The organism is Salinisphaera sp. RV14, from assembly GCF_052044135.1.
Lineage (GTDB): Bacteria > Pseudomonadota > Gammaproteobacteria > Nevskiales > Salinisphaeraceae > Salinisphaera.
In genome coordinates this window covers 197,491-217,624 of sequence record NZ_JBQDYF010000004.1, presented here as the reverse complement: position 1 = coordinate 217,624, position 20,134 = coordinate 197,491, and the positions used below count along the sequence as shown (strand labels likewise).

Genomic DNA, 20,134 nt, shown 5'->3' with positions numbered 1-20,134 from the left:
CACGCCCCGCCAGGCGCCGGGCGCCCGGTGGGGCCAACAGCCCGTGGAATGGCGTGTGTCGTCGGTGCCGCGGGCCGGCGCGCAACGCTCACGCGACGCATCGCGCGATGCGTCAGTCGACTTCCATCATTTCGAAGTCGTCCTTGGGCGCACCGCAATCGGGGCAGGTCCAGTCGTCGGGGATGTCTTCCCACTTGGTGCCGGGCGCGATTCCCTCGTCCGGAATGCCCTCGGCTTCGTCGTATTCGAATCCGCAGACGATGCATTGCCACTTCTTCATTGCTCGCTCTCGCTAGACCATGGTGATCAAAAAACGGGCGCTGCCGGGAGGCAGCGCCCTTTGAAACTACGCTCAAGGCTACCAAAACACCGCCGCGGCGGCGATGCAGGCCGTCGTCACGGCGACGCCAGCGGCGGCGGATACCGGGCCAGGAGCCGGTCGCGATGGCGCGGATCGAGATTGGCCCGCCGAATGTCGCCGCCGTAATGACTGGCCACGCGCGGATCCATGACGCGATACCAGAGCCACGGCACATAGGCGAGCACGATCATGCCGGCATACCCCGTGGGCAGCTCAGGGGCCTCGTCGAAATGCCGCAACGACTGATAGCGCCGGGTCGGATGGGCGTGATGATCGGAATGCCGCTGCAGATGGAACAGGAAGATGTTGGTCACGATGTGGTCGTTGTTCCAGGAATGCTCCGGCCGGCAGCGCTGGTAGCGCCCGTTGGCGTCCTTCTGGCGCAGCAGGCCGTAGTGCTCGCAGTAGTTGACGGCCTCCAGCAGCGAGGCGCCGAGCACGGCCTGCACGATCAGAAACGGCAACAGCTGAATGCCGAATGCCGCCATCATCGCGATCCAGAGCACGGCCGTCATGCCCCAGGACTGCAGCACTTCGTTGCGCGGCGACCACGTCGAAAGCCCCTTGCGCGCCAGCCGGCGCTTCTCGATATGCCAGGCCGAACGCGCGCTGCCGAGCACGGTGCGCGGCAGGAATCGCCAGAACGATTCGCCCATGCGCGCACTGGCCGGGTCTTCCGGTGTGGCCACGCGGCTGTGGTGGCCGAAGTTGTGCTCGACATAAAAATGGCCGTAGGCCACCGGCGCGAGTGCAATCCTGGCCAGCCAGCTCTCGATCACCGTGTTTTTGTGTCCGAGTTCATGGGCCGTGTTGATGGAAATGCCCGACAGCATGCCGATGGTCGAGACGAACCCCAGCCACTGCCCGATCGTGAGCGGCTGCGTGCCCACGATGACGCACACGCCGACAAACAGCACCAGCTGCACCAGCACGTAGATATACGTCGAGTAACGATAGAACGGATCGTTTTCGAGCACGTCCAGCACGCGCTCGGGCGGATTGGTGCTGTCCTTGCCGATGGTGAAATCGAGCAACGGCACGATGCCGTAGACCATGATGGGTCCGGCAAACATCAGCACCGTCAAACCACTCAGCCAACCCGCCAGCGTGACCGCGACGACCAGCATGACGATGCCGAACCCCATCGGCCACAGCCAGCGTTTTCTGTCGTAGGCCCGGGCTTCGGCAAGGCTGATCTGTGCATCGCTCATGACGCGCCTCCTGGGGCCTTGTGTACGGCCCACGTTGCAGACAAGCCCCGTCGCATCAGACAAAGCGCCGGCTCGGCAGCCATGCCGACGAACCGAACGCCACTCGTCAATGTATTAGTTACATCACGCAATGTAATTTATGATGCGGAGACCGCCGGGTCAACTGCAGCACGCCGCCGCCGGTCGCATCGACCAGCGCGGCCATGTTCGACAGCTGTCGCGCAGACGGGTACAAAAATACGAAAGCGGCGCCATCGCGCCGGGAGGAGCCTATGAACAGCGCGGCGCAGCCAATCCCGACTGCCGACACCGTGGCCGATACCGATGCCGGTCGTATCCAGCGGCTGTTCGAAGCACAACAAGCCAGGGCGCTGGTGCTGCGGACATCCAACGCTGCCGAGCGCATCGCCAAGCTCGCGCGCCTGCGCGCGTTGATGTTCGCAAAGCGCGAGGCGATCCACGCCGCCTGCCATGCGGATTTCGCCAAGCCGGCCGCCGAGGTGGAAGTCACCGAGATCCTGCCGGTGGTGGCCGAAGCGCATCACGCGATGCAAAAGCTCAAATCCTGGATGCGGCCCAAGCACAAGCGCCCCACCCTGCTCATGTTCGGCACCCGGGCCGAGGTGCGCACCGAGCCGCGCGGCGTATGCCTGATCATCTCGCCCTGGAACTACCCGATCAATCTGTCGCTCGGCCCGCTGGTCTCGGCGATCGCCGCCGGCAATACGGTGATTCTCAAGCCCTCCGAGATGACACCGCACTGTGCGGCTTTTCTGGCCGAGTTCCTGGCCGAACTGTTCGACGAAGATGAAGTCGCGGTCGTCCAGGGCGCGGTCGAGACGTCGCAGCGGCTGCTGGAACTGCCGTTCGACCATATCTTTTTCACCGGCTCGCCGGCGGTCGGCCGCATCGTGATGGGCGCGGCGGCCAGGCATCTGACATCGGTCACGCTCGAACTGGGCGGCAAGTCGCCGGTCATCGTCGACCGCTCCGCCAGGATCAAGACCGCCGCCACGACGCTGGTCTGGGGCAAGTTCGCCAACAACGGCCAGACCTGCATCGCGCCGGACTATGTCTACGTGCACGAAGCCATCCGCGACGAATTCATCGCCGCCTGCCGCGACGCACTGGATTCGCTCTACGGCGCGCGTGAAAAGCTGGCCGACAACGGCGACTACTGCCGTATCGTCAACGACAAACACTACGAGCGCGTGCGCGGCCTGCTCGACGACGCCATCGAACGCGGCGCCGAGCTGCCGGTGGGCACGGTGCCGGCCAACGACGATCGTTTCCTGGCCCCCACCCTGCTCACCCAGGTCGACGAAAACGCCCGCATCATGCAGGAAGAGATCTTCGGCCCGCTGCTGCCGATTCTCACCTACACCGATATCGAACAGCCCATCGCGGCCATCAACGCACGGCCGAAGCCATTGGCGCTGTATGTCTACGCCACCGACAACTACGTCATCGAAACGGTACTGTCGCGCACCAGTGCCGGCGGCTCCTGCGTGAACCAGGCGATGATGCATTTCCTGCACGGCCAACTGCCCTTCGGCGGCGTGAACAACTCCGGCATCGGCAACAGCCACGGCCACTATGGCTACCTGGCCTTCTCGCACGAACGCAGCGTACTGCGCGACCGCTTCTCGCTGGCGTTTTTGTTCCGGCCGCCCTACAACGCCTTCACCCGTTGGTTCATTCGGTTTGCGGTGCGGTGGTTGACCTGAGACGTTGCCAGCGGGCTCCGCCCGCTCACACGCCAACTGATTGATCCGTAAAACGGGCTTTCCATTCCAGTCGGGATTTGGTGCTTGAGTCTTTTGGGGGGCGCCGTCTGAGCTTGGCGTATCGATCCGGACCAAAAGGCTTGTTTCGCCTCGGTTTCGCACTGATGTGCGAGCCACTTTTCGGCTTGCTCTCGTTAACAAGCCAAAACAAAAGGCACCCGCCTCGGCGCCGGCTACGCCGGTTCACTCCGATGCTCGCGGCGACGGGATGCGGCAAAAACTCGGGCCGCTTTGGCGGCCCTCAAACATCTTGCCGCACCGGCGCAGTGCGCCGGACACCCGTCGCCGCTGTGCGTCTCCGTCGCCTCAGACGGGAGGAAATACAGCCGCGAACGCCAAACCTCGCGGACCGTGCCTGTATTCGGGTGCCCTTGAGCGCAGCGCCGAGCAGTGGAGGCCGAAAGCGAAAAAGACCGCCGGATGTCTGAGTCGCGCGCAGCGCGGCGAGTTTCCGGCGGTCCGCTTTCGGCCGGAGCCGCGCAGGGCACCGATGCGAAGCATCGGCGCAAGGTAGGGTGTCCTTTCCTTTGGTTACTTTCGTTTGGACAAGCAAACGAAAGTGACTCGCACAGCAGTGCGAAACCGGGAATCAACCAACCCCAATATCCAAACTCAGCCCCGAAACCCAGACTTACAACCGCGAATCGCAAGGCCGCTACTCTGACGCGAATTGATGCGTCGCACATCAGTTATGTAGGTCGGATTAGGTGCTCGCACCGTAATCCGACAGCCGAGCCACCAAGCCCGCCGATCGAGCGTCGGATTACGCGCTGCGCGCTAATCCGACCTACCGCGTGTACGTTTCCGTCGCCTCAAACAGGAGGGAATACAAACAGCGACGCCCGGGCCTCGCGAACGGTCTCTGTATTCGGGGCCCCTTGAGCGCAGCGCCGAGCAGTGGAGGCCGAAAGCGAAAAAGACCGCCGGATGTCTGAGTCGCGCGCAGCGCGGCGAGTTTCCGGCGGTCCGCTTTCGGCCGGAGCCGCGCAGGGCACCGATGCGAAGCATCGGCGCAAGGTAGGGTGTCTTTTCCTTTGGTTACTTTCGTTTGGACAAGCAAACGAAAGTAACTCGCACATCAGTGCGAAACCGGGAATCAACCAACCCCAATATCCAAACTCAGCCCCGAAATCCAGAGTTACAACCGCGAATCGCAAAGCCGCCACTCTGACGCAAATTGATGCGCCGCACATCAAGTTACGCAGGCCGGATTAGGTGCTCGCACCGTAATCCGACAGCCGAGCCACAGAGCCCGCCGATCGAGCGTCGGATTACGCGCTGCGCGCTAATCCGACCTACCGCCTGCCCGACAGGAACCCAAATACAGCCCAGGCCCGCCAAACCGAACGGGGTTGCCTGTATTTCGTCCCGTTACACGGCGACGGAGACGCACAACGGCGACGGGTGTCCGGCGCACCGCGCCGGTGCGGCCAGCCTATTTGAGCGTCGCCAAAGCGACGCGAGTTCTGGCCGCGTCCCGTCGTCGCGAGCATCGGAGTGAACCGGCGTTAGCCGGCACCGTGTTCGGGTGTCCTTTCCTTTGGTTACTTTCGGTTGGACAAGCAAACGAAAGTGACTCGCACATCAGTGCGAAACCAACGGTTAACCGCCCCGGTACCCGACCTCGTATCCCGAATACGGACCAGCAAGCGGCGAAAGATATAAAACTCACGAAGCCGTCGTGACTGGGTTGGCACACATCAGCGCGAAACCAGCCGCTGACAAGCCTCGCAGATCAAATCCATACACCACAACGGGCGCGGTGCGCGCCGCCGTCTCGCACCGCGCCCCCATCTGTAAATGACAACGAAATGCGCCTCACCCGGCCACAACACACGACCCCTGCGTTAAGCTGACCGGCGACATCCCACACTGACATCGTCGCCATGAACGCACCGCAACGCTTTGCCGCCGCCCTCGACAAGGAACAGCCGCTGCAGATCGTGGGCGCGATCAATGCCTACGCGGCGATGCTCGCCGCGCATTCCGGCTTCAACGCAATCTATCTGTCCGGGGGCGGCGTGGCCAACTGGTCGTACGGCCTGCCGGATCTCGGCATGACCACGATGAACGACGTGCTCGAGGATGTGCGGCGGATCACCTATGCGACCGACACGCCGCTGCTGGTCGATGTCGATACCGGCTGGGGCAGCGCGTTCAACATCGCGCGCTCGATCAGGCTCATGGAAGGTGCCGGGGCGGCGGCCGTGCATATCGAGGACCAGGTCGCGGCCAAGCGCTGCGGCCACCGGCCGGGCAAGGAAATCGTCTCGCAGGGCGAAATGGTCGATCGCGTCAAGGCCGCGGTGGACGCCCGCGACCAGATGAAGATCATGGCGCGTACCGATGCGCTCGCCGTGGAAGGCCTGGATGCCGCGGTCGAACGCGCCGCGGCCTGCGTGGAGGCCGGCGCCGACTATATCTTCGCCGAGGCGATGACGGATCTGGCGATGTATGCCCGCTTCACCGAGCTGGGCGTGCCGGTGCTGGCCAATATCACCGAATTCGGTGCCACCGAGCTCTACACCACCGACCAACTGGCGGCTCAGGGCGTGGCGATGGTTCTGTACCCGCTCTCGGCCTCGCGCGCGATGGCCAATGCCGCCCTCGATGTATATCGCACGATTCGCGAACACGGCACGCAGAAGCCGGCGCTGCACAGCATGCAGACCCGTGACGAGCTCTACGAACATCTCGGCTACCACGCTTTCGAGGACAAGCTCGACGCGCTGTTCGGTCAACCGCACGATTCCCGGTAACAAGGAGATCCTGGTGAAAAGAGGCGGTATCGCGGCGATCGTCGTCATCGCGATCGCGATCATCGGTGCGGCCATTTACGGCACCGGCGCGCTGCGGCACGCTCCGGCGCCAAACCAGCCCTCGACCGGCCAGGCCCCGGCGGCATCGACCTCCGCGCCGGCCGCGAATGCGTCAGGCAACAGCGCGGCGAACAAGCCGGCACCGAACGCAAAAGCCGCGGCCGCGACGCAAAAGCCGGCCGAATCGCCCGCCGAGCGCTACTGCGCCAGCGGCCACGGCAAGGCCGATATCCACGCCATCACGCAGGCCGGCGGCCTGGTCCAGATCTTTCAGCACGAGGGCGCGCTGGCCGATGCCTATGGTTGCGCCAAGGCCTATCTCAAGCATGGCGGCAAGGTGAATGCGGTCGATCCGCGGGCCGATTCGAAACATCTCACGCCGTTGCTGTTCGCCATCAAACGCAACGATCCCAAGATGGTTCATTTCATGCTCGACCACGGCGCCGACCCGCACCAGCGCGGCGGGCCGCACCACATCAAACCGTACGGCTATGCCGTGTTCGAGGCGCTGCATCATCAAAGCACCAACTACAACGCCGTGATCAATATTCTGGATTCGGCGCTGGGCGACCAGCCAGCGGCGTCCAGCGGTTCCTGATCGGCAAATGCGGCGTGCGATGAAGCGAGCCCCGGCGCAATACGGATGCGAGCCGTGCCCACTCTGCGCTAGTTTTGTCGCCATGTTTCGAGTCGCCACTGTCCTCACCATGCCCCTGGCCCCCATTGTGTTCGCCGTTCCGCCGGACCCGCGTACGGCCTGCCCCGCGCGATGAGCGGCATGGCGCCGCCCAACGGCGAATCAACGCCGAGCCTGCAAGTCGAGGATGACGCGGAACGCCGCTGCGTGCGCCTGACCGGGTCCTGGCGGCTGTTCACCGCCAGCGACCACCGGCGGCGGGTCGCCGATGAGCTCGATGCCCTGGATTCGCCCCGGGATATGACCTGGGATTTGAGCGAGATCAGCGCGCTGGACAGCGCCGGCGCCTGGCTGCTCTGGCAGGCCTGGGGCAAGCGCGAGCCGGCCGAACTCAAATGCCGCGATCCGCACCGGCAGCGCTTCGAGCGGCTGGCCGGCGCACCCGAGGTGCCGCCGCGCGAAAGTCGTCTGTCCCTGCTCGATCTGCTCGATCGTCTCGGCGGCGATCTGATCGCCGTCGGGCGGCATGTGGGCGGCATGATCGCCCTGCTGATCGGCGTAATGGCCGATATCGCCACCATTTCCGTGCGCTGGCGCCTGATCCCGGCGCGCGAGATTAGCGCCGCGATCTACCGCTCCGGGGTTTCGTCCGTCGTGCTGCTGGGGGTCACCGGCTATGTGATCGGCGTAGTGATGAGCCTGCAGATCGGCGTCACGCTGTCGAGCTTCGGCGCCAACCAGCGCATCATCGGACTGATGGGCCTGGCCGTGCTGCGCGAGCTCGGCCCGGTGATCGCGGCCCTTATCCAGGCCGGCCGCGCCGGTTCGTCGATCACCGCCGGTATCGCCGGCATGCACCTGACCGAGGAACTCGACGCGCTCAAGACATTCGGCGGCTCCCCGCGGCTGCGTCTGGTCACCTCGCGCGTGATCGCCATGATGATCACCATGCCGTTGCTGGTGGTCTGGACCGACGGCGCCGAGATCATGGGCGGTGCCACCACGGCGCAGTTCGATCTGGGCGTGCCGTTCGCATTGTTCATCGCCCGTCTGCCGGAGTCGGTGCAGATATACAACTTCTGGCTGGGACTGGGCAAAGGCGCCTTGTTCGGTCTGATCATCGCGTTGGTGGGCAGCTATTTCGGACTTACCGCCCGTGCCAATACCGACAGCCTGAGCGCCCAGACCACGCGCTCGGTGGTGGTCGGCCTGGCGCTGATCTTGATCATCGACGCCCTGAGCGGCGCCATTCTCGCCAAGCTGGGCCTGATATGACGGCCGATCGGCAGGCACAGTCACGGCCCGCGGTCGAGGTGGCCGGCCTGGGGGCGAAGATCGGCCAGCGCTGGATTCTGCGCGGGCTGGATCTGCGCGTGGAACAGGGCGAGACGCTGGCCGTGATCGGCGGCAGCGGCAGCGGCAAGTCGCTGACGCTGCGGCATCTGATCGGCCTCAACGAGCCCGACGAAGGCCGGGTCGACGTGCTGGGCGTACCCCTGCGGCGCCTGGATCAGTCCCGCATGCGCCAGCTTTCCCGCCACTGGGGCGTGCTGTTCCAGCAGGGGGCGCTGTTCAGCTCGTTGCCGGTGTTCGCCAATATCGCGTTCCCGATGCGGGAGCTGCGCCGCGACGGACTGCACATGCCCGAGTCCATGATCAACGACCTGGTCAGCCTCAAGCTGGCGGCCGTCGGTCTCGATCCCGACGTCGGCAACCAGATGCCCGACGCCCTCTCCGGCGGCATGATCAAGCGTGCGGCCCTGGCCCGGGCGCTCGCGCTCGACCCCGAGCTGTTGTTTCTCGATGAGCCGACCGCAGGCCTGGACCCGGCCTCGGCGACCGATTTCCATCAACTCTACAAACATCTGCACAAGGATATGGGCCTGTCCGGACTGATCGTCACCCACGACCGATCGACGCTGGCCTCCGTAGCCGACCGGGTGGCGATTCTGGACCAGGGCCGTATCCTGACCGTGGGAACGCTGGACGAGGTGCGTCGCGTTTCGCATCCGTTCATCGAACGTTTTTTTGCCGACGACACTGCCGTCGGGGCAGCCGAGAGCTGAGATGGAATACCGTTCGCATATCGTCGCCGCCGTGATTTTCATCCTGGTTTTCGGGGGCGGCGCGGTGGGCTTTTTCTTCTGGCTGTCCACCGGTGGCAACGCACACCGCACAATCGTGATCGAGACCACCCAGTCGGTGGGCGGCGTCAGCGCCCAATCGCCGGTCAAGTTCAAAGGGCTCAAGGTCGGGCATATCGAAAGCGTGGGTTTCGATCCACACGACGCCAACAAGGTCCGCATCGTGTTCAAGGTGCGCGATTCGGTGCCGCTGACGCAGTCCAGCTACGCCAAACTGGCCACGCAGGGCATTACCGGGATGTCCACGCTCACATTGAGCACACCGGATCCGTCGGCGCCGGCAGTGTCCGGCAACCCGCCCCATCTGCCATTGCACAAGGGGCTGCTCGGCCGGCTCAAGAGCCGGGGCCAGGCCGATCTGAAAAAGGTCACCCAAATCCTCGACCAGGTCCAGAGCCTGACCGGCGGCAAGAACGCGAAACACATCAGCCAGACCCTGGCGCAGCTCAATCAGGCGACACACCAGCTCACCGAAGCCGAAAAGAGCCTGCAGCCGACGCTGGCCCAGTTGCCGCAACTGACCGAGCAACTGCGGCATACGGTCGACAGCGTCGACCAACTGACCCACAAGGCGATCCCGGCGATCCAGAAAGCGGGCAAGGCCGCTCAGTCGGCCCGGAACGTCGGCCAGTCGAGCCAGGACGTGATGCGTAACCTGAACAATCAGGTGCTGCCGCACGTCGATGCGCTCACACGCCAGATGCAGGACACGGCGCGCCAGATCCAGAAACTCGGCGCCGAACTGTCGTCCAAGCCCCAGAGCGTACTCACCGGTCCGCCGGCCCGCCGTCCGGGCCCCGGTGAGCCCGGTTTCAACGCCCCGGGCGGTCAATGAAGGGATCCGACATGACGTCACACACTCGCTTGTCACAACGTCTGGCCGTACTCGCACTTGCGCTGGCGGGCGCCGGCGCCGCACTCGGCCTGACCGGCTGCAGCGTACTCAGTGGCGGCGACCACTATCCGACGCGCTATACCCTGGACGCGGGCTCGTCGGAACCGACGAGCGCCAGCACGCCATCGACCGGGTATACGCTGGACCTGCGCCCGGTCAGCGCACCGGACTGGCTGAATTCCAAACGCATGCTGTACCGGCTGGACTACGCCAACAACGCCCAGCTTGCCGCCTATACCCGTTCCGAGTGGGCCGACACACCGGCCCGGCTGGTGGGTGACAATCTGGGGGATGCGCTATCGGCGTCCGGGCTGTTCGCCGCCGTGCTCGCCAACGCTTCGGGCCAGGCCAATCTCGCGCTTCAGGTCGAACTGTCGGATTTCTCGCAGCACTTCTCGTCGCGCACGGCCAGCCAGGGCCGGATCGGCGCCACCGCCACGCTGCTGCGTGCCGACAACGGCGCAGTGATCGCGCAGAAGCGCTTCCAGACCACCGCACCGGCGTCGAATGCGAACGCCGTCGGCGGCGTAGCGGCGTTGGCGAAAGCCGATACACAGCTGGATCGCGATATTCGCCAGTGGCTCGCGCATACGCTGGCCCACTGCGGCAACGCCTGTCCGGCACCGGGCCAAGACTGACCCGGCCAAGCCACGCCACGCGCCGAGTGCATCATCGCGATGCATCCGGCGCAGCGTCATGCCGGAGCTCAGCCGCCGATCAGCCGGTCGCGCGCTTCGGCGTACTTGGCCGCCGTGTTGGCAATCACATCGGCCGGCAGGCGCGGGGCGGGCGCCGTCTTGTCCCAGTCCAGCGTTTCCAGATAGTCACGCACGTACTGCTTGTCGAAACTGGGCGGGCTCATGCCGGTGGCATATTGGTCGGCCGGCCAGAAGCGCGAGGAATCGGGGGTGAGCACTTCGTCGATCAAAACGAGCTGATCAGTCTGATCGACACCGAACTCGAACTTGGTGTCGGCAATGATGATGCCGCGCCCGGCGGCATAGTCGGCCGCCGAACGATACAGCCCGACCGCGACATCACGGATCTCGGCCGCGCGCTCGGGGCCGATGATCTCGGCGGTACGCTCGAAGGAGATGGTTTCGTCATGATCGCCGGCCTCGGCCTTGGTCGCCGGGGTGAAGATGGGCTCGGCCAGTTTCTCGGCCTGAGCCAGGCCCTCGGGCAGCGCGATGCCGGAGATCGCGCCGGTGGCCTGGTAATCCTTCCAGCCCGAGCCGATCACGTAACCGCGCACGACCGCTTCGATCGGCAGCGCGTCGAGCCGCCGCACCAGCATCGCCCGGCCGGCGACCTGGGCGATTTCGGCGTCGTCGAGAACCCGCTCGAGCGGCATGTCGACACGCTGGTCGGCCACCGTCCCGGCGAAGCGATCGAACCAGAAATGGGTCAGCTCGGTGAGCACCGCGCCCTTGCCCGGAATCGGATCGGGCAACACCACATCGAAGGCCGACAACCGGTCGGTGGCTACGATCAACAGATAATCGACACCGACGGCGTAGACATCGCGCACCTTGCCGCGCATGAGCAGCGGCAGGCTGTGCAGTTCGGATTCAAAAAGCGTTTCGGGCATGACGATCGATGGCTGGGCTGCACGGACGCGTAGTTTAACAGCCGCGTCGCGCGCCCGAGGCGCCCGCTACAGCAACCCGTAGCTGCCGCCGGTGGCGATCGCGATGATCAGCAGCCCGAGCCACAGGCTCGCGGTGGCAAGCAGGCGCAACTGATTCATGGCCCGGCCGGCATCGGCCAGCGCACCGGCCGCCAGCGCCGCCCGTACCCGCTTCCAGGGCGCGAAGAACATATGCGCATACAGCGCGATCATGACCCAGGCCAGCGCCTGCATCACGTTGATATAAGGTGGCACCACGGCGATGCCGCCGAGCAGCCCCGTCATCGCATAGCCGGTGACCAACAGCGTGAAGATCGCGATCCAGACCCACAGAAAAAAACGGCCAAGCGCGATCGACAACAATGGCAACCGCTCGCCCAGCGGCACCGACGAGGCCGCCGGCCGCAGCACACCGACCAGAAAGAACAACCCGCCCACCCAGATGGTGGCGGCCAGCGAATGCAGCGCGATGAGATAGGCCATTCGGATTCCTTGTTCGGCATGCGCCCGGGCGCCCGCCATGGGCGGCACCCTACGGAGCGCGGGGGGAGAGGACGGCGCCGCGGTCTTGACGCGCGAGCCGCCATGACAGAGCGTACCGAAGCCAGCAGGTGCAATCCACGGTTATCAAGCGGGCCTATTGTCGTCAACTACCCCGCCCTGAAGGGCGGAGCTTGATGCTCCGGAGTTGACCAGACCTGTGTTGGAGCACAAGCCATGCGTTAAACAACACAAAACCTTACCCGGGAAGCCGACTTCGGTCGGTATATAGGCACCGTGGGATGCTTCCTCAGTCCCACGCACTGCGGGGTACGCGTTAAACAGGCCGATGGGGTCGAAGCCAGTGCGAGTATCCAAGCAACCCCGGGATAAGCGGTCGAGGGGAGACGGTGATGTCCGGCTTGGCATCGCCGCGTGACAAGGCCCGTAAGGGCACTTTTACAAGGAGACTGTTATGGCAGTCATGGTATTGGACAAACGAAAGCAGCCGCTCATGCCGTGCTCGGAGAAACGGGCGCGTTTGCTGCTGGATCACGGCCGGGCGGTGGTCTACCGCACCGTGCCGTTCGTGATCCGGCTCAAGGACCGCACGGCCGAGGGCTCGGCGTTCCAGGACGTGCGGGTCAAGCTCGACCCGGGCTCGAAGACCACGGGCGTGGCGGTCGTTCGCGAACCGGCGAACAAACCCGACCAGCCCCTGTTCCTGGCCGAGATAACGCACCGCGGTCGGACGATCCGAAACAACCTGACGAAACGGCGGGCACAGCGGCGGCGCCGGCGCTCAAATCGGCGGTACCGGCCCGCACGATTCAACAATCGCCGGCGCCGGGACGGGTGGCTGCCGCCCTCCCTTCAGCACCGCGTCGATACGACGGTGGCCTGGGTGGACCGGCTGACCCGGTGGCTGCCGGTCAGGGCATTAAGCCAGGAGCTGGTGCGTTTCGATACTCACCAGCTCCACAACCCCGAGGTGGCCGGCGTGGCATACCAGCAGGGCGAACTGTTCGGCTATGAAGTCCGCGAATACCTGCTGGAGAAGTGGGGACGCCAGTGCGCCTACTGCGATACCGCCGGCGTGCCGCTGCAAGTCGAGCACATCCAGCCCAAAAGCCGCGGCGGCAGCGATCGGGTCTCGAATCTGACCATCGCCTGTGGGCCGTGCAACCACGCCAAGGGCAATTGCCCCATTCAGGACTTTCTGGCCGCCGATCCGGACCGTGCGGATCGGATACTGTCCCAGGCCAAGGCGCCCCTGGCGGATGCCGCGGCCGTCAATGCCACGCGCTGGGCACTGCGGAGCCGCCTGATCGCTCTCGGCTTTGATGTCGAAGTCGCCAGCGGCGGGCGCACCAAGTACAACCGGGCCCGGCTGGGCATCCCCAAGGCCCATTGCCTCGATGCGCTGTGCGTGGGCACCGTCACCCGCGTCCGGGGCTGGCAACAGCCGGTGCTGTGCATCACCGCCGCGGGTCGCGGCAGCTACCAGCGAACCCGCCTGAATCGTCATGGGTTCCCGCGCGGTTATCTGACCCGCCGGAAACAGATCCACGGTTTTCAGACCGGCGACCGGGTTAAGGCGGTGGTGCCCCACGGCAAGAAAGCGGGCACCCACCGGGGCCGCGTGGCCGTCCGAGCCACGGGCCGTTTCAATATCCAAACGCCCGATGGCGTTGTACAGGGCCTGTCCCATCGCCACTGCACGCTGATCCAGCGCGGCGACGGGTATGGCTATTCATTTCGCAAAACGCAGGAGGATGCGGGCCGGGTGGCCGCCTGACGGCGGCGTGCTATCCCGCCCCGGCATGAATGCCGGGGTTTCCCGCGCAATACCGATGACTCGATCCCCTTTCTCCCCCCTGATCGCGCCCTCGATCCTGTCCGCCGACATGGCCGCACTCGGCGACGAATGCGAAGCCGTCATCGCCGCCGGCGCCGACTGGATCCACTTCGACGTGATGGACAACCACTACGTGCCGAATCTCACCTTCGGCCCGCCGGTGTGTGCGGCGCTGGCCAGGCGCCTGGCGCGCTCGCATCCGGATGTGCCGATCGACGTGCATCTGATGTGCGAACCGGTGGACGACCTGATCCGCGGTTTCGCCGACGCCGGGGCGGCCTCGATCACTTTCCACCCCGAGGCCACGCGCCACGTCGATCGCAGCCTCGCACTCGCGCGCGATCTCGGCTGCAAGACCGGGCTGGTGTTCAACCCGGCCACCTCACTGGAATGGCTGAAATACGTGCTCGACAAGATCGACATCATCCAGATCATGTCGGTGAATCCCGGTTTCGGCGGCCAATCGTTCATCCGCGAATCGCTGGGCAAGATCGCCGAGGCGCGCGATATCATCGACACGGTGGTCGCCGGCACCGATCGCGAGATCCGCATCGAGGTCGATGGCGGCGTGAAGATCGACAATATCGGCGAAATCGCCGAGGCCGGCGCCGATACCTTCGTCGCCGGCTCGGCCATCTTCGGTCAGGACGATTACGCTCGCGTCATCGGCCAGATGAAGCAGGCGATCGGCCAAGGATAGTAAGCGAGGCAACCGCCTGGCTTTCGATCTGGACGCAGAGGCCGTTTGCCTGCAAGCCGCGAGACGAGGACACACACTTTGAAAGACAACAAAGGCCGCGCCCGCACTTCGATCGGTCGACGCCGGTCTGGCGCAATGAGCCGTGAAGATCAACGCATCCGCGTCGCCTGGTTCTACTACATCGAAGGGTTGACCCAGAACGAAGTGGCCAAGCGGGTCGGGTTGAGCCGGCCGCTGGTTAACCAGATTCTGGCGACCTGCCGGGCCGAGGGCCTGATCCAGATCCGGCTGGACTCGGATATCAGCAGCTGCACACGGCTTGCCGGGCAGCTGATCTCCAAATTCGGCCTCCTGGACGCGGTGGTCACGCCCGCGCCTGCCCACCCCGAAAATCTCGCCCGCACGATCGGTCTGCAAGCGGGTTTCTATCTGAGCGATCAGCTCAATCACGACCTGCAGATCGCGATTGGCTGGGGCGAGACGTTATGGCACAGCCTCAAGGGCGTTGAGCGTCAAAACCTTCGTAATTCATCGATTGCCTCGATGTTGGGCGGACTCACGCGCTACGCCGAAATCAGCGCCTACGAGACCGCGACACGCCTGGCGGATATGCTGTCCGCCCATTGTTATTACATGGCGGCGCCGGTTTATACCGATGACGCCAAGACGCGCGATCTGTTCGTGAATCAGCTCGTGCTGCAGGAAGTGTTCTCACGCGTACGGTCCGCCGATATTGCGCTCTGCAGCGTCGGTCAGATGGATACGCAAGCCACGCTGCATCGTCTGGAATTGGTCAGCGAAGACGATCTGGCCGATCTGAAGGCCCATCGCGCGGTGGGTGATCTGCTCGGGCACTATCTCGATGCCGATGGCAACGTTGTCGATTGTGACCTGAATTCGCGCGTGGTGGCCGCCCACCCCGCCGATCTGCGCAATATCGAACGCGTGGTGCTGGCTTCGGGAGGCCAAGCCAAGACCGAAATCATCAGCGCGGTGCTGCGGGCGCAATATGCGAACGTATTGGTCACCGATGAGGAGACCGCCGAACTGCTGTGCAAGGCTTGAAAGGCATCGAATCGCAATCTTCGCCGGCGCCCATCGGCCGCGTTGCGCGCCCGAGCGATGCCACATGGTTTTCGCTGCACGTACCCGCGCCGGAATTATCGTCGTATTGACACGCCCGAAGAAACTTCATTTACTATTGATAAACAAAATAACAAAAGAATAACCCGGGCATTGTTTCGCTCGGGTGCAAGCGACGCATCCAGGCCTGAGGTGTCGACTGAGGAGTAACGTCATCATGCGATATGACCTGACCTCGATGGGGTTTATCACCTTCGATTGCCTGGGTCGGCCGGTATCGGCGTTGCCGCCCGGCGGCGGCACCTACTTTATCGACGAGATCACCCTGGCCGTATCGGGCGCGGCCGGGAGCGCGGTCATCGCAGCCAGCCGCTACGGCTTGAAGACGCTGGCCGTGGGTGGGGTCGGCAACGATCTGATGGGCGACTGGGTACTTCAGCGACTGGCACATTTCGGCGTCGATACCGCCACCATGCAGCGCTGCCCCGGCGTCGGCACCTCCTCTTCGATCGTCACCACGCGCCCCAACGGCGAGCGCCCGGCGCTGCACATGAAAGGGGCCACCGCCCATTTCGAAGTCACCGCGGCCATGCGCGACCAGGTCCTGGATTGCCGGGTGCTGCTGCTCGGCGGGGTCGGCCTCATGGATCGCATGGACGGTGCGCCGAATGTCGCCCTGCTCAAGGAAGCCAAACGTCGCGGCTGCATCACCCTGCTGGACGTATTTGCGAGCCGGCCCGAGGATCTGGATTTGATCGAGGGGCTGATGCCCTACACGGATTATTTTCTGCCATCGATCGAGGAAGCGGCCGCCCTGTCCGGCAAGCAACAGCACAAAGAGATCGCTGCGTTTTTCCTGGATCGCGGCGTCGGCTGCGTAACGCTGACGATGGGCGCGGAAGGCGCCTATTATCACCATGCCGACGGCACGCGCTTCCATCAGCCGCCATTCGGAGTCGAGGTGGTGTGCACCTGTGGTTGCGGCGATGTATTTAACGCCGGTTTTGCCACCGGCCTCTGCCACGGTCTCGACGCCCAGGACACGGTCCGTTTTGCGCAGGCGACGTCGGCCCTCAACGCCACCGGCCTGGGCTCTCAGGCCGGCGTCCGATCGTACGAGCACACGCTCAAGATCATGAACAGCTGGCCGCTGCAGAAACCGCATGGCAACGCCGCCTCGGCGCTGGAGACATAACCCGCGCCAGCCGTCACCCGAGCGTTAGGGGCCGTTGCCGATGACAGCGCGGGCTTCCGGCCACGCTTACAACAGCAATGACCAATGCCGGCTGCGCTCGGCCAGATCGGCCAGAAAGCGCGCGCCGTCGACACCGTCCGCGGCCCGATGATCGACCGACAGCGTGGCCGAAACCACCGTCTTCGGCTTCCATTCGCCATTCGCCCACGCCGGCACGGTACGACGCCGGCCTATAGCGATGATCGCGGACTGCGGTGCGTTGATAATGGCGTTGAAACGGTCGATGCCGAACATGCCGAGATTGGATACGGTGAACGTGCCGCCGGTCATCTCGTCGCCAGCCAACTCACGAGCCACGGCCCGCCGGGTTAGCCCGCGATAGCGTTCAGCGAATGTCTTGAACGCTATCCGGCCGGCATCGCGAATCACGGGAACGACCAGCCCGTCCTTGCCGGCAACCGCCACACCCAGATGAACCTGGCGCCGGAGCTCGAGTCGATCGGTGCCGATCAGGCGACCGTTGAGCCGGGGGTGCTCGGTCAGCGTGCGGGCAATGGCGAAACACAGCAGGCAACCCAGGCTCGGCTTGTGCTCGATCCGCGCCGCCAGTTCGGTGCGCAGGTCGAGCAGCGCATCGATCTCCAGTTCCCGCTCCAGATAGAAATGCGGGATATCGCGAAAACTGCGCTGGGTGCGTTCGCCGGTCAGTTGCTGGACGCGGCTCAGGGCCACAATTTCGCCCGCAGCGGACTCGTCCGATGCACGCTCGCGAACCGGCATATCGCCGGGCCGGCCGGCGGCGGCACGAACATCCGCCTGGTAGACCACACCATCGGGGCCGCTGCCCGCCACATCGCGGATATCCAGGCCCTGAGCGGCCGCCTCGCGTCGTGCAGCCGGCGAGGCAAGGCCACGCCCAGCTCCAACACCCGCCGCTGCGGACTCGGGCGCCGGCTCGCGGTCGGCGGCGTCCGAATCGCCCATCGGCTCGACACGCGAGTCTGAATCTACAGACACCGGCGCCTCGACCGATACGGGCGGCTCGGCCTTATCGGCCGCCACATCCGGCAACGCCGGTGCCGGCTCGTCTTCCGACACGATCCAGGCCAGCGGCTCGCCCACGGCAATCACATCGCCCGCTTTGCCGCGCAAGCGGCGGATGATGCCGGCAACCTCGGCCTCCAGATCGTGGTTGGTCTTATCGGTTTCGATCGTCAGGATCGGATCGCCCTTAGCGACATGGTCGCCCTCGGCCACCAGCCATTCGACCACGGTAACCTCGGCCAGATCCATGCCGATATGCGGCACTTCGACCAGCACGGCCATCAGACGTACCGTCCCGGGTCGCTGGCCAGAACCTGGGTCACGGCCTCGACGATGCGCTCCGGCGATGGCCGGATCGAGGCTTCGAGACGCTTGTTGTAGGGGATCGGCGTATCCGCGCAGGCCACGCGCGCGGGCGCCCGGTCCAGGGCGTAGAACGCCGGGCCCTCGGTGACTCGCGTCACCAGTTCGCCGCCCCAGCCGCCGGTGCGTACATCTTCCTCGACCACCACTAAACGCCCGGTCTTGCGTACCGACTCGCATACGCGATCGCTGTCCATCGGCGCCAGGCTCAGCAGATTGATCACCTCGGCATCGATGTTCTGCCCGGCCAGCGTTTCGGCCGCCTCGAGGGCGTAGTTGTGCATCAGGCCCGCGGCGACCAGGGTTACGTCGCCGCCTTCGCGGGTACAGCGTGCCCGACCGATTTCATAGGTTTCCGGCTGATCCGGCAGGCTGCCCTTGGTGTTGTAGAGCAGTTTGTGTTCATAGAACAGTACCGGATTGGGATCGGCCATGGCGGCGCGGAACAGCCCCTGCGCATCCGCCGGGGTGGACGGCATCACTACCCGCAGACCGGGCACGTGCACGAACCAGGCTTCCAGCGATTGGCTGTGCTGGGCCGCCGCGCCGGTGCCCGCCCCGCCGGGCGTACGCAAGACCAATGGTACCGACGCCGCCCCGCCGAACATGTAACGCAGTTTGGCGGCCTGATTCACCAACTGGTCCATGCAGTGGGTGATGAAATCCGAGAACTGGATCTCGACTATCGGCCGCATGCCCATGACCGCCGCGCCGATCGCCAGACCGGTAAAGCCGGCTTCGGACAACGGCGTGTCGAGCACGCGCTCGGTGCCGAACTCTTCGACCAGGCCGCGGCTGACGCCGAAGGCCCCGCCATAGACGCCGACATCCTCGCCGAGCAGAAACGCTTCGTCGTTGGTGGCCAGCGTTTCCCGCAGCACGGCCGTCATCGCTTCGCGGAAGGTGACATCCTCAGGCATAGACATCCTCCAGCGCGCTCGACAGCTCGGGTTCCGGATCGCGCTCGGCGCGGCCGAACGCCTGCTCGACCTGGTCCGCGGCGGCCTCCGCCAAGGCCTGGCTGCGCTCGTCGTCCAGCAGACCGCGCTCGGTCAGCGTTCGGATATAGCGTTCGATGGGATCGTTGGCGCGCCACTCGGCGATTTCCTCGCGCGTGCGATAGCGATTGGCATCGCTTTTGGAATGGCCGAGATAGCGATAGGTGATGGTCTCGATCAGGGCCGGCCCGGCGCCGCGACAGCCGTTCATCAAGCGTGCGCCCGCCGTGTACACCGCTTCCAGGTCCATGCCGTCCACGGCTTCGGCCGGCATGCCGTAGCTGGCCGCACGGTTCGCGATACTGCCGCCGGCGGTGGCCTTTTCAGCCGAAAGCGACATGGCGTACTGATTGTTCTCGCACACGAACAGCACCGGCAGTTGCCACACCGAGGCCAGATTCAGTGTTTCGTTGAAAATGCCTTCCTGGACCGCGCCGTCGCCGAAAAAACAGACCGCGACATGATCCTGGGCCCGCTGTTTGAAGGCGAACGCCGCCCCGCAGGCGATGCCCATGCTGCCGCCCACGATGCCATTGGCCCCCAGCATGCCGGCCTGGACGTCGGCGATATGCATGCTGCCGCCCTTGCCGCCGCAGTAGCCGGTGGCCTTGCCCAGCAGTTCCGCCGCCATGCGGTACGGATCCAGGCCAAAGGCAATCGCGTGACCGTGGCCTCGATGCGTGCCGGTGATCACGTCGCCCTCCTGGCGGTGAGCCAGCGTGCCGACCGCGCAAGCCTCCTGCCCCACGCAGAAGTGCGCCGTGCCGTGCATGGCTCCCTTGGCATACAACTTGTCCACTTTCTCATCGAAGGCACGAATCAGCTGCATCTGCGCCAGCAGCGCCAGTTGACGCTCGGCCGGCAACGCCGACAGCGTGGGCGCGGTGTTTGCGGACGCGTTTTTTTTCCGGGTCGCCATGATCAACAAT

General features: G+C 64.9%; 18 protein-coding genes. 11 read left to right on the top strand and 7 right to left on the bottom strand.

What is annotated here, in order from left to right; all coding sequences use genetic code 11:
- Positions 1-112: 112 nt before the first annotated feature.
- Positions 113-280, bottom strand: coding sequence for a rubredoxin RubA (gene rubA / locus ACS8Y6_RS06705; RefSeq protein ID WP_109993664.1), 168 nt, complete (start codon positions 278-280; stop codon positions 113-115).
- A 116-nt stretch (positions 281-396) separates the two neighbouring features.
- Complete coding sequence (locus tag ACS8Y6_RS06700; protein ID WP_440851074.1) at positions 397-1,572, bottom strand: alkane 1-monooxygenase; 1,176 nt, start codon at positions 1,570-1,572, stop codon at positions 397-399.
- 272 nt (positions 1,573-1,844) lie between these two features.
- On the opposite strand from ACS8Y6_RS06700, the gene ACS8Y6_RS06695 reads away from it, so the two are divergent.
- The 7 genes from ACS8Y6_RS06695 to ACS8Y6_RS06665 all read left to right on the top strand — a co-directional run bounded on the left by ACS8Y6_RS06695 (position 1,845) and on the right by ACS8Y6_RS06665 (position 10,492).
- The gene (locus ACS8Y6_RS06695) at positions 1,845-3,299 is read left to right on the top strand and encodes an aldehyde dehydrogenase family protein (protein WP_440855239.1); all 1,455 of its coding nucleotides are present in this window, start codon (positions 1,845-1,847) and stop codon (positions 3,297-3,299) included.
- Positions 3,300-5,245: 1,946 nt separating this feature from the next.
- Positions 5,246-6,118 (top strand): methylisocitrate lyase, encoded by an 873-nt coding sequence (gene prpB, locus ACS8Y6_RS06690; RefSeq protein ID WP_440855238.1) that lies wholly within the window; start codon positions 5,246-5,248, stop codon positions 6,116-6,118.
- A gap of 13 nt (positions 6,119-6,131) precedes the next feature.
- Entirely contained in the window at positions 6,132-6,776 is a 645-nt protein-coding gene (locus ACS8Y6_RS06685; protein WP_440855237.1) for a hypothetical protein, read from the top strand.
- A gap of 180 nt (positions 6,777-6,956) precedes the next feature.
- Positions 6,957-8,090 (top strand): ABC transporter permease, encoded by a 1,134-nt coding sequence (locus ACS8Y6_RS06680; protein ID WP_440851078.1) that lies wholly within the window; start codon positions 6,957-6,959, stop codon positions 8,088-8,090.
- Positions 8,087-8,881 carry an ABC transporter ATP-binding protein gene (locus ACS8Y6_RS06675; RefSeq protein WP_440851079.1) on the top strand — a complete coding sequence of 265 codons (795 nt, stop codon included), beginning with the start codon at positions 8,087-8,089 and terminating at the stop codon, positions 8,879-8,881. Before ACS8Y6_RS06680 ends, ACS8Y6_RS06675 begins: the two co-directional genes overlap by 4 nt.
- A 1-nt stretch (position 8,882) precedes the next feature.
- Positions 8,883-9,794, top strand: a complete 912-nt coding sequence (locus ACS8Y6_RS06670) for an MlaD family protein (RefSeq protein WP_440851080.1) — start codon at positions 8,883-8,885, stop codon at positions 9,792-9,794.
- 11 nt (positions 9,795-9,805) lie between these two features.
- Positions 9,806-10,492, top strand: coding sequence for an ABC-type transport auxiliary lipoprotein family protein (locus ACS8Y6_RS06665; RefSeq protein ID WP_440855236.1), 687 nt, complete (start codon positions 9,806-9,808; stop codon positions 10,490-10,492).
- Between the two features lie 68 nt (positions 10,493-10,560).
- On the opposite strand, the gene ACS8Y6_RS06660 is transcribed toward ACS8Y6_RS06665, so the two are convergent.
- Complete coding sequence (locus ACS8Y6_RS06660) at positions 10,561-11,445, bottom strand: phosphoribosylaminoimidazolesuccinocarboxamide synthase (protein ID WP_440855235.1); 885 nt, start codon at positions 11,443-11,445, stop codon at positions 10,561-10,563.
- Between the two features lie 66 nt (positions 11,446-11,511).
- Entirely contained in the window at positions 11,512-11,967 is a 456-nt protein-coding gene (locus ACS8Y6_RS06655) for a CopD family protein (RefSeq protein ID WP_440851083.1), read from the bottom strand.
- Between the two features lie 472 nt (positions 11,968-12,439).
- On the opposite strand from ACS8Y6_RS06655, the gene iscB reads away from it, so the two are divergent.
- From iscB to ACS8Y6_RS06635, 4 genes are all read left to right on the top strand, one after another.
- Positions 12,440-13,762, top strand: a complete 1,323-nt coding sequence (iscB, locus tag ACS8Y6_RS06650) for an RNA-guided endonuclease IscB (protein ID WP_440855234.1) — start codon at positions 12,440-12,442, stop codon at positions 13,760-13,762.
- Between the two features lie 55 nt (positions 13,763-13,817).
- Positions 13,818-14,522, top strand: coding sequence for a ribulose-phosphate 3-epimerase (gene rpe, locus ACS8Y6_RS06645; protein ID WP_440851085.1), 705 nt, complete (start codon positions 13,818-13,820; stop codon positions 14,520-14,522).
- A gap of 135 nt (positions 14,523-14,657) precedes the next feature.
- Positions 14,658-15,587: a sugar-binding transcriptional regulator gene (locus ACS8Y6_RS06640; protein ID WP_440851086.1), complete on the top strand. Its 930-nt coding sequence runs from the start codon at positions 14,658-14,660 to the stop codon at positions 15,585-15,587.
- A gap of 235 nt (positions 15,588-15,822) precedes the next feature.
- Complete coding sequence (locus ACS8Y6_RS06635) at positions 15,823-16,800, top strand: carbohydrate kinase family protein (protein ID WP_440855233.1); 978 nt, start codon at positions 15,823-15,825, stop codon at positions 16,798-16,800.
- A gap of 66 nt (positions 16,801-16,866) precedes the next feature.
- On the opposite strand, the gene ACS8Y6_RS06630 is transcribed toward ACS8Y6_RS06635, so the two are convergent.
- The 3 genes from ACS8Y6_RS06630 to ACS8Y6_RS06620 are packed head-to-tail and all read right to left on the bottom strand — an operon-like array spanning position 16,867 to position 20,124.
- Complete coding sequence (locus ACS8Y6_RS06630; RefSeq protein WP_440851088.1) at positions 16,867-18,126, bottom strand: dihydrolipoamide acetyltransferase family protein; 1,260 nt, start codon at positions 18,124-18,126, stop codon at positions 16,867-16,869.
- A complete protein-coding gene (locus ACS8Y6_RS06625; protein WP_440851089.1) occupies positions 18,126-19,127 on the bottom strand; it encodes an alpha-ketoacid dehydrogenase subunit beta in 1,002 nt (333 codons plus the stop codon). Before ACS8Y6_RS06625 ends, ACS8Y6_RS06630 begins: the two co-directional genes overlap by 1 nt.
- Positions 19,120-20,124, bottom strand: a complete 1,005-nt coding sequence (locus tag ACS8Y6_RS06620) for a thiamine pyrophosphate-dependent dehydrogenase E1 component subunit alpha (protein ID WP_440851090.1) — start codon at positions 20,122-20,124, stop codon at positions 19,120-19,122. Before ACS8Y6_RS06620 ends, ACS8Y6_RS06625 begins: the two co-directional genes overlap by 8 nt.
- Positions 20,125-20,134 lie beyond the last annotated feature (10 nt).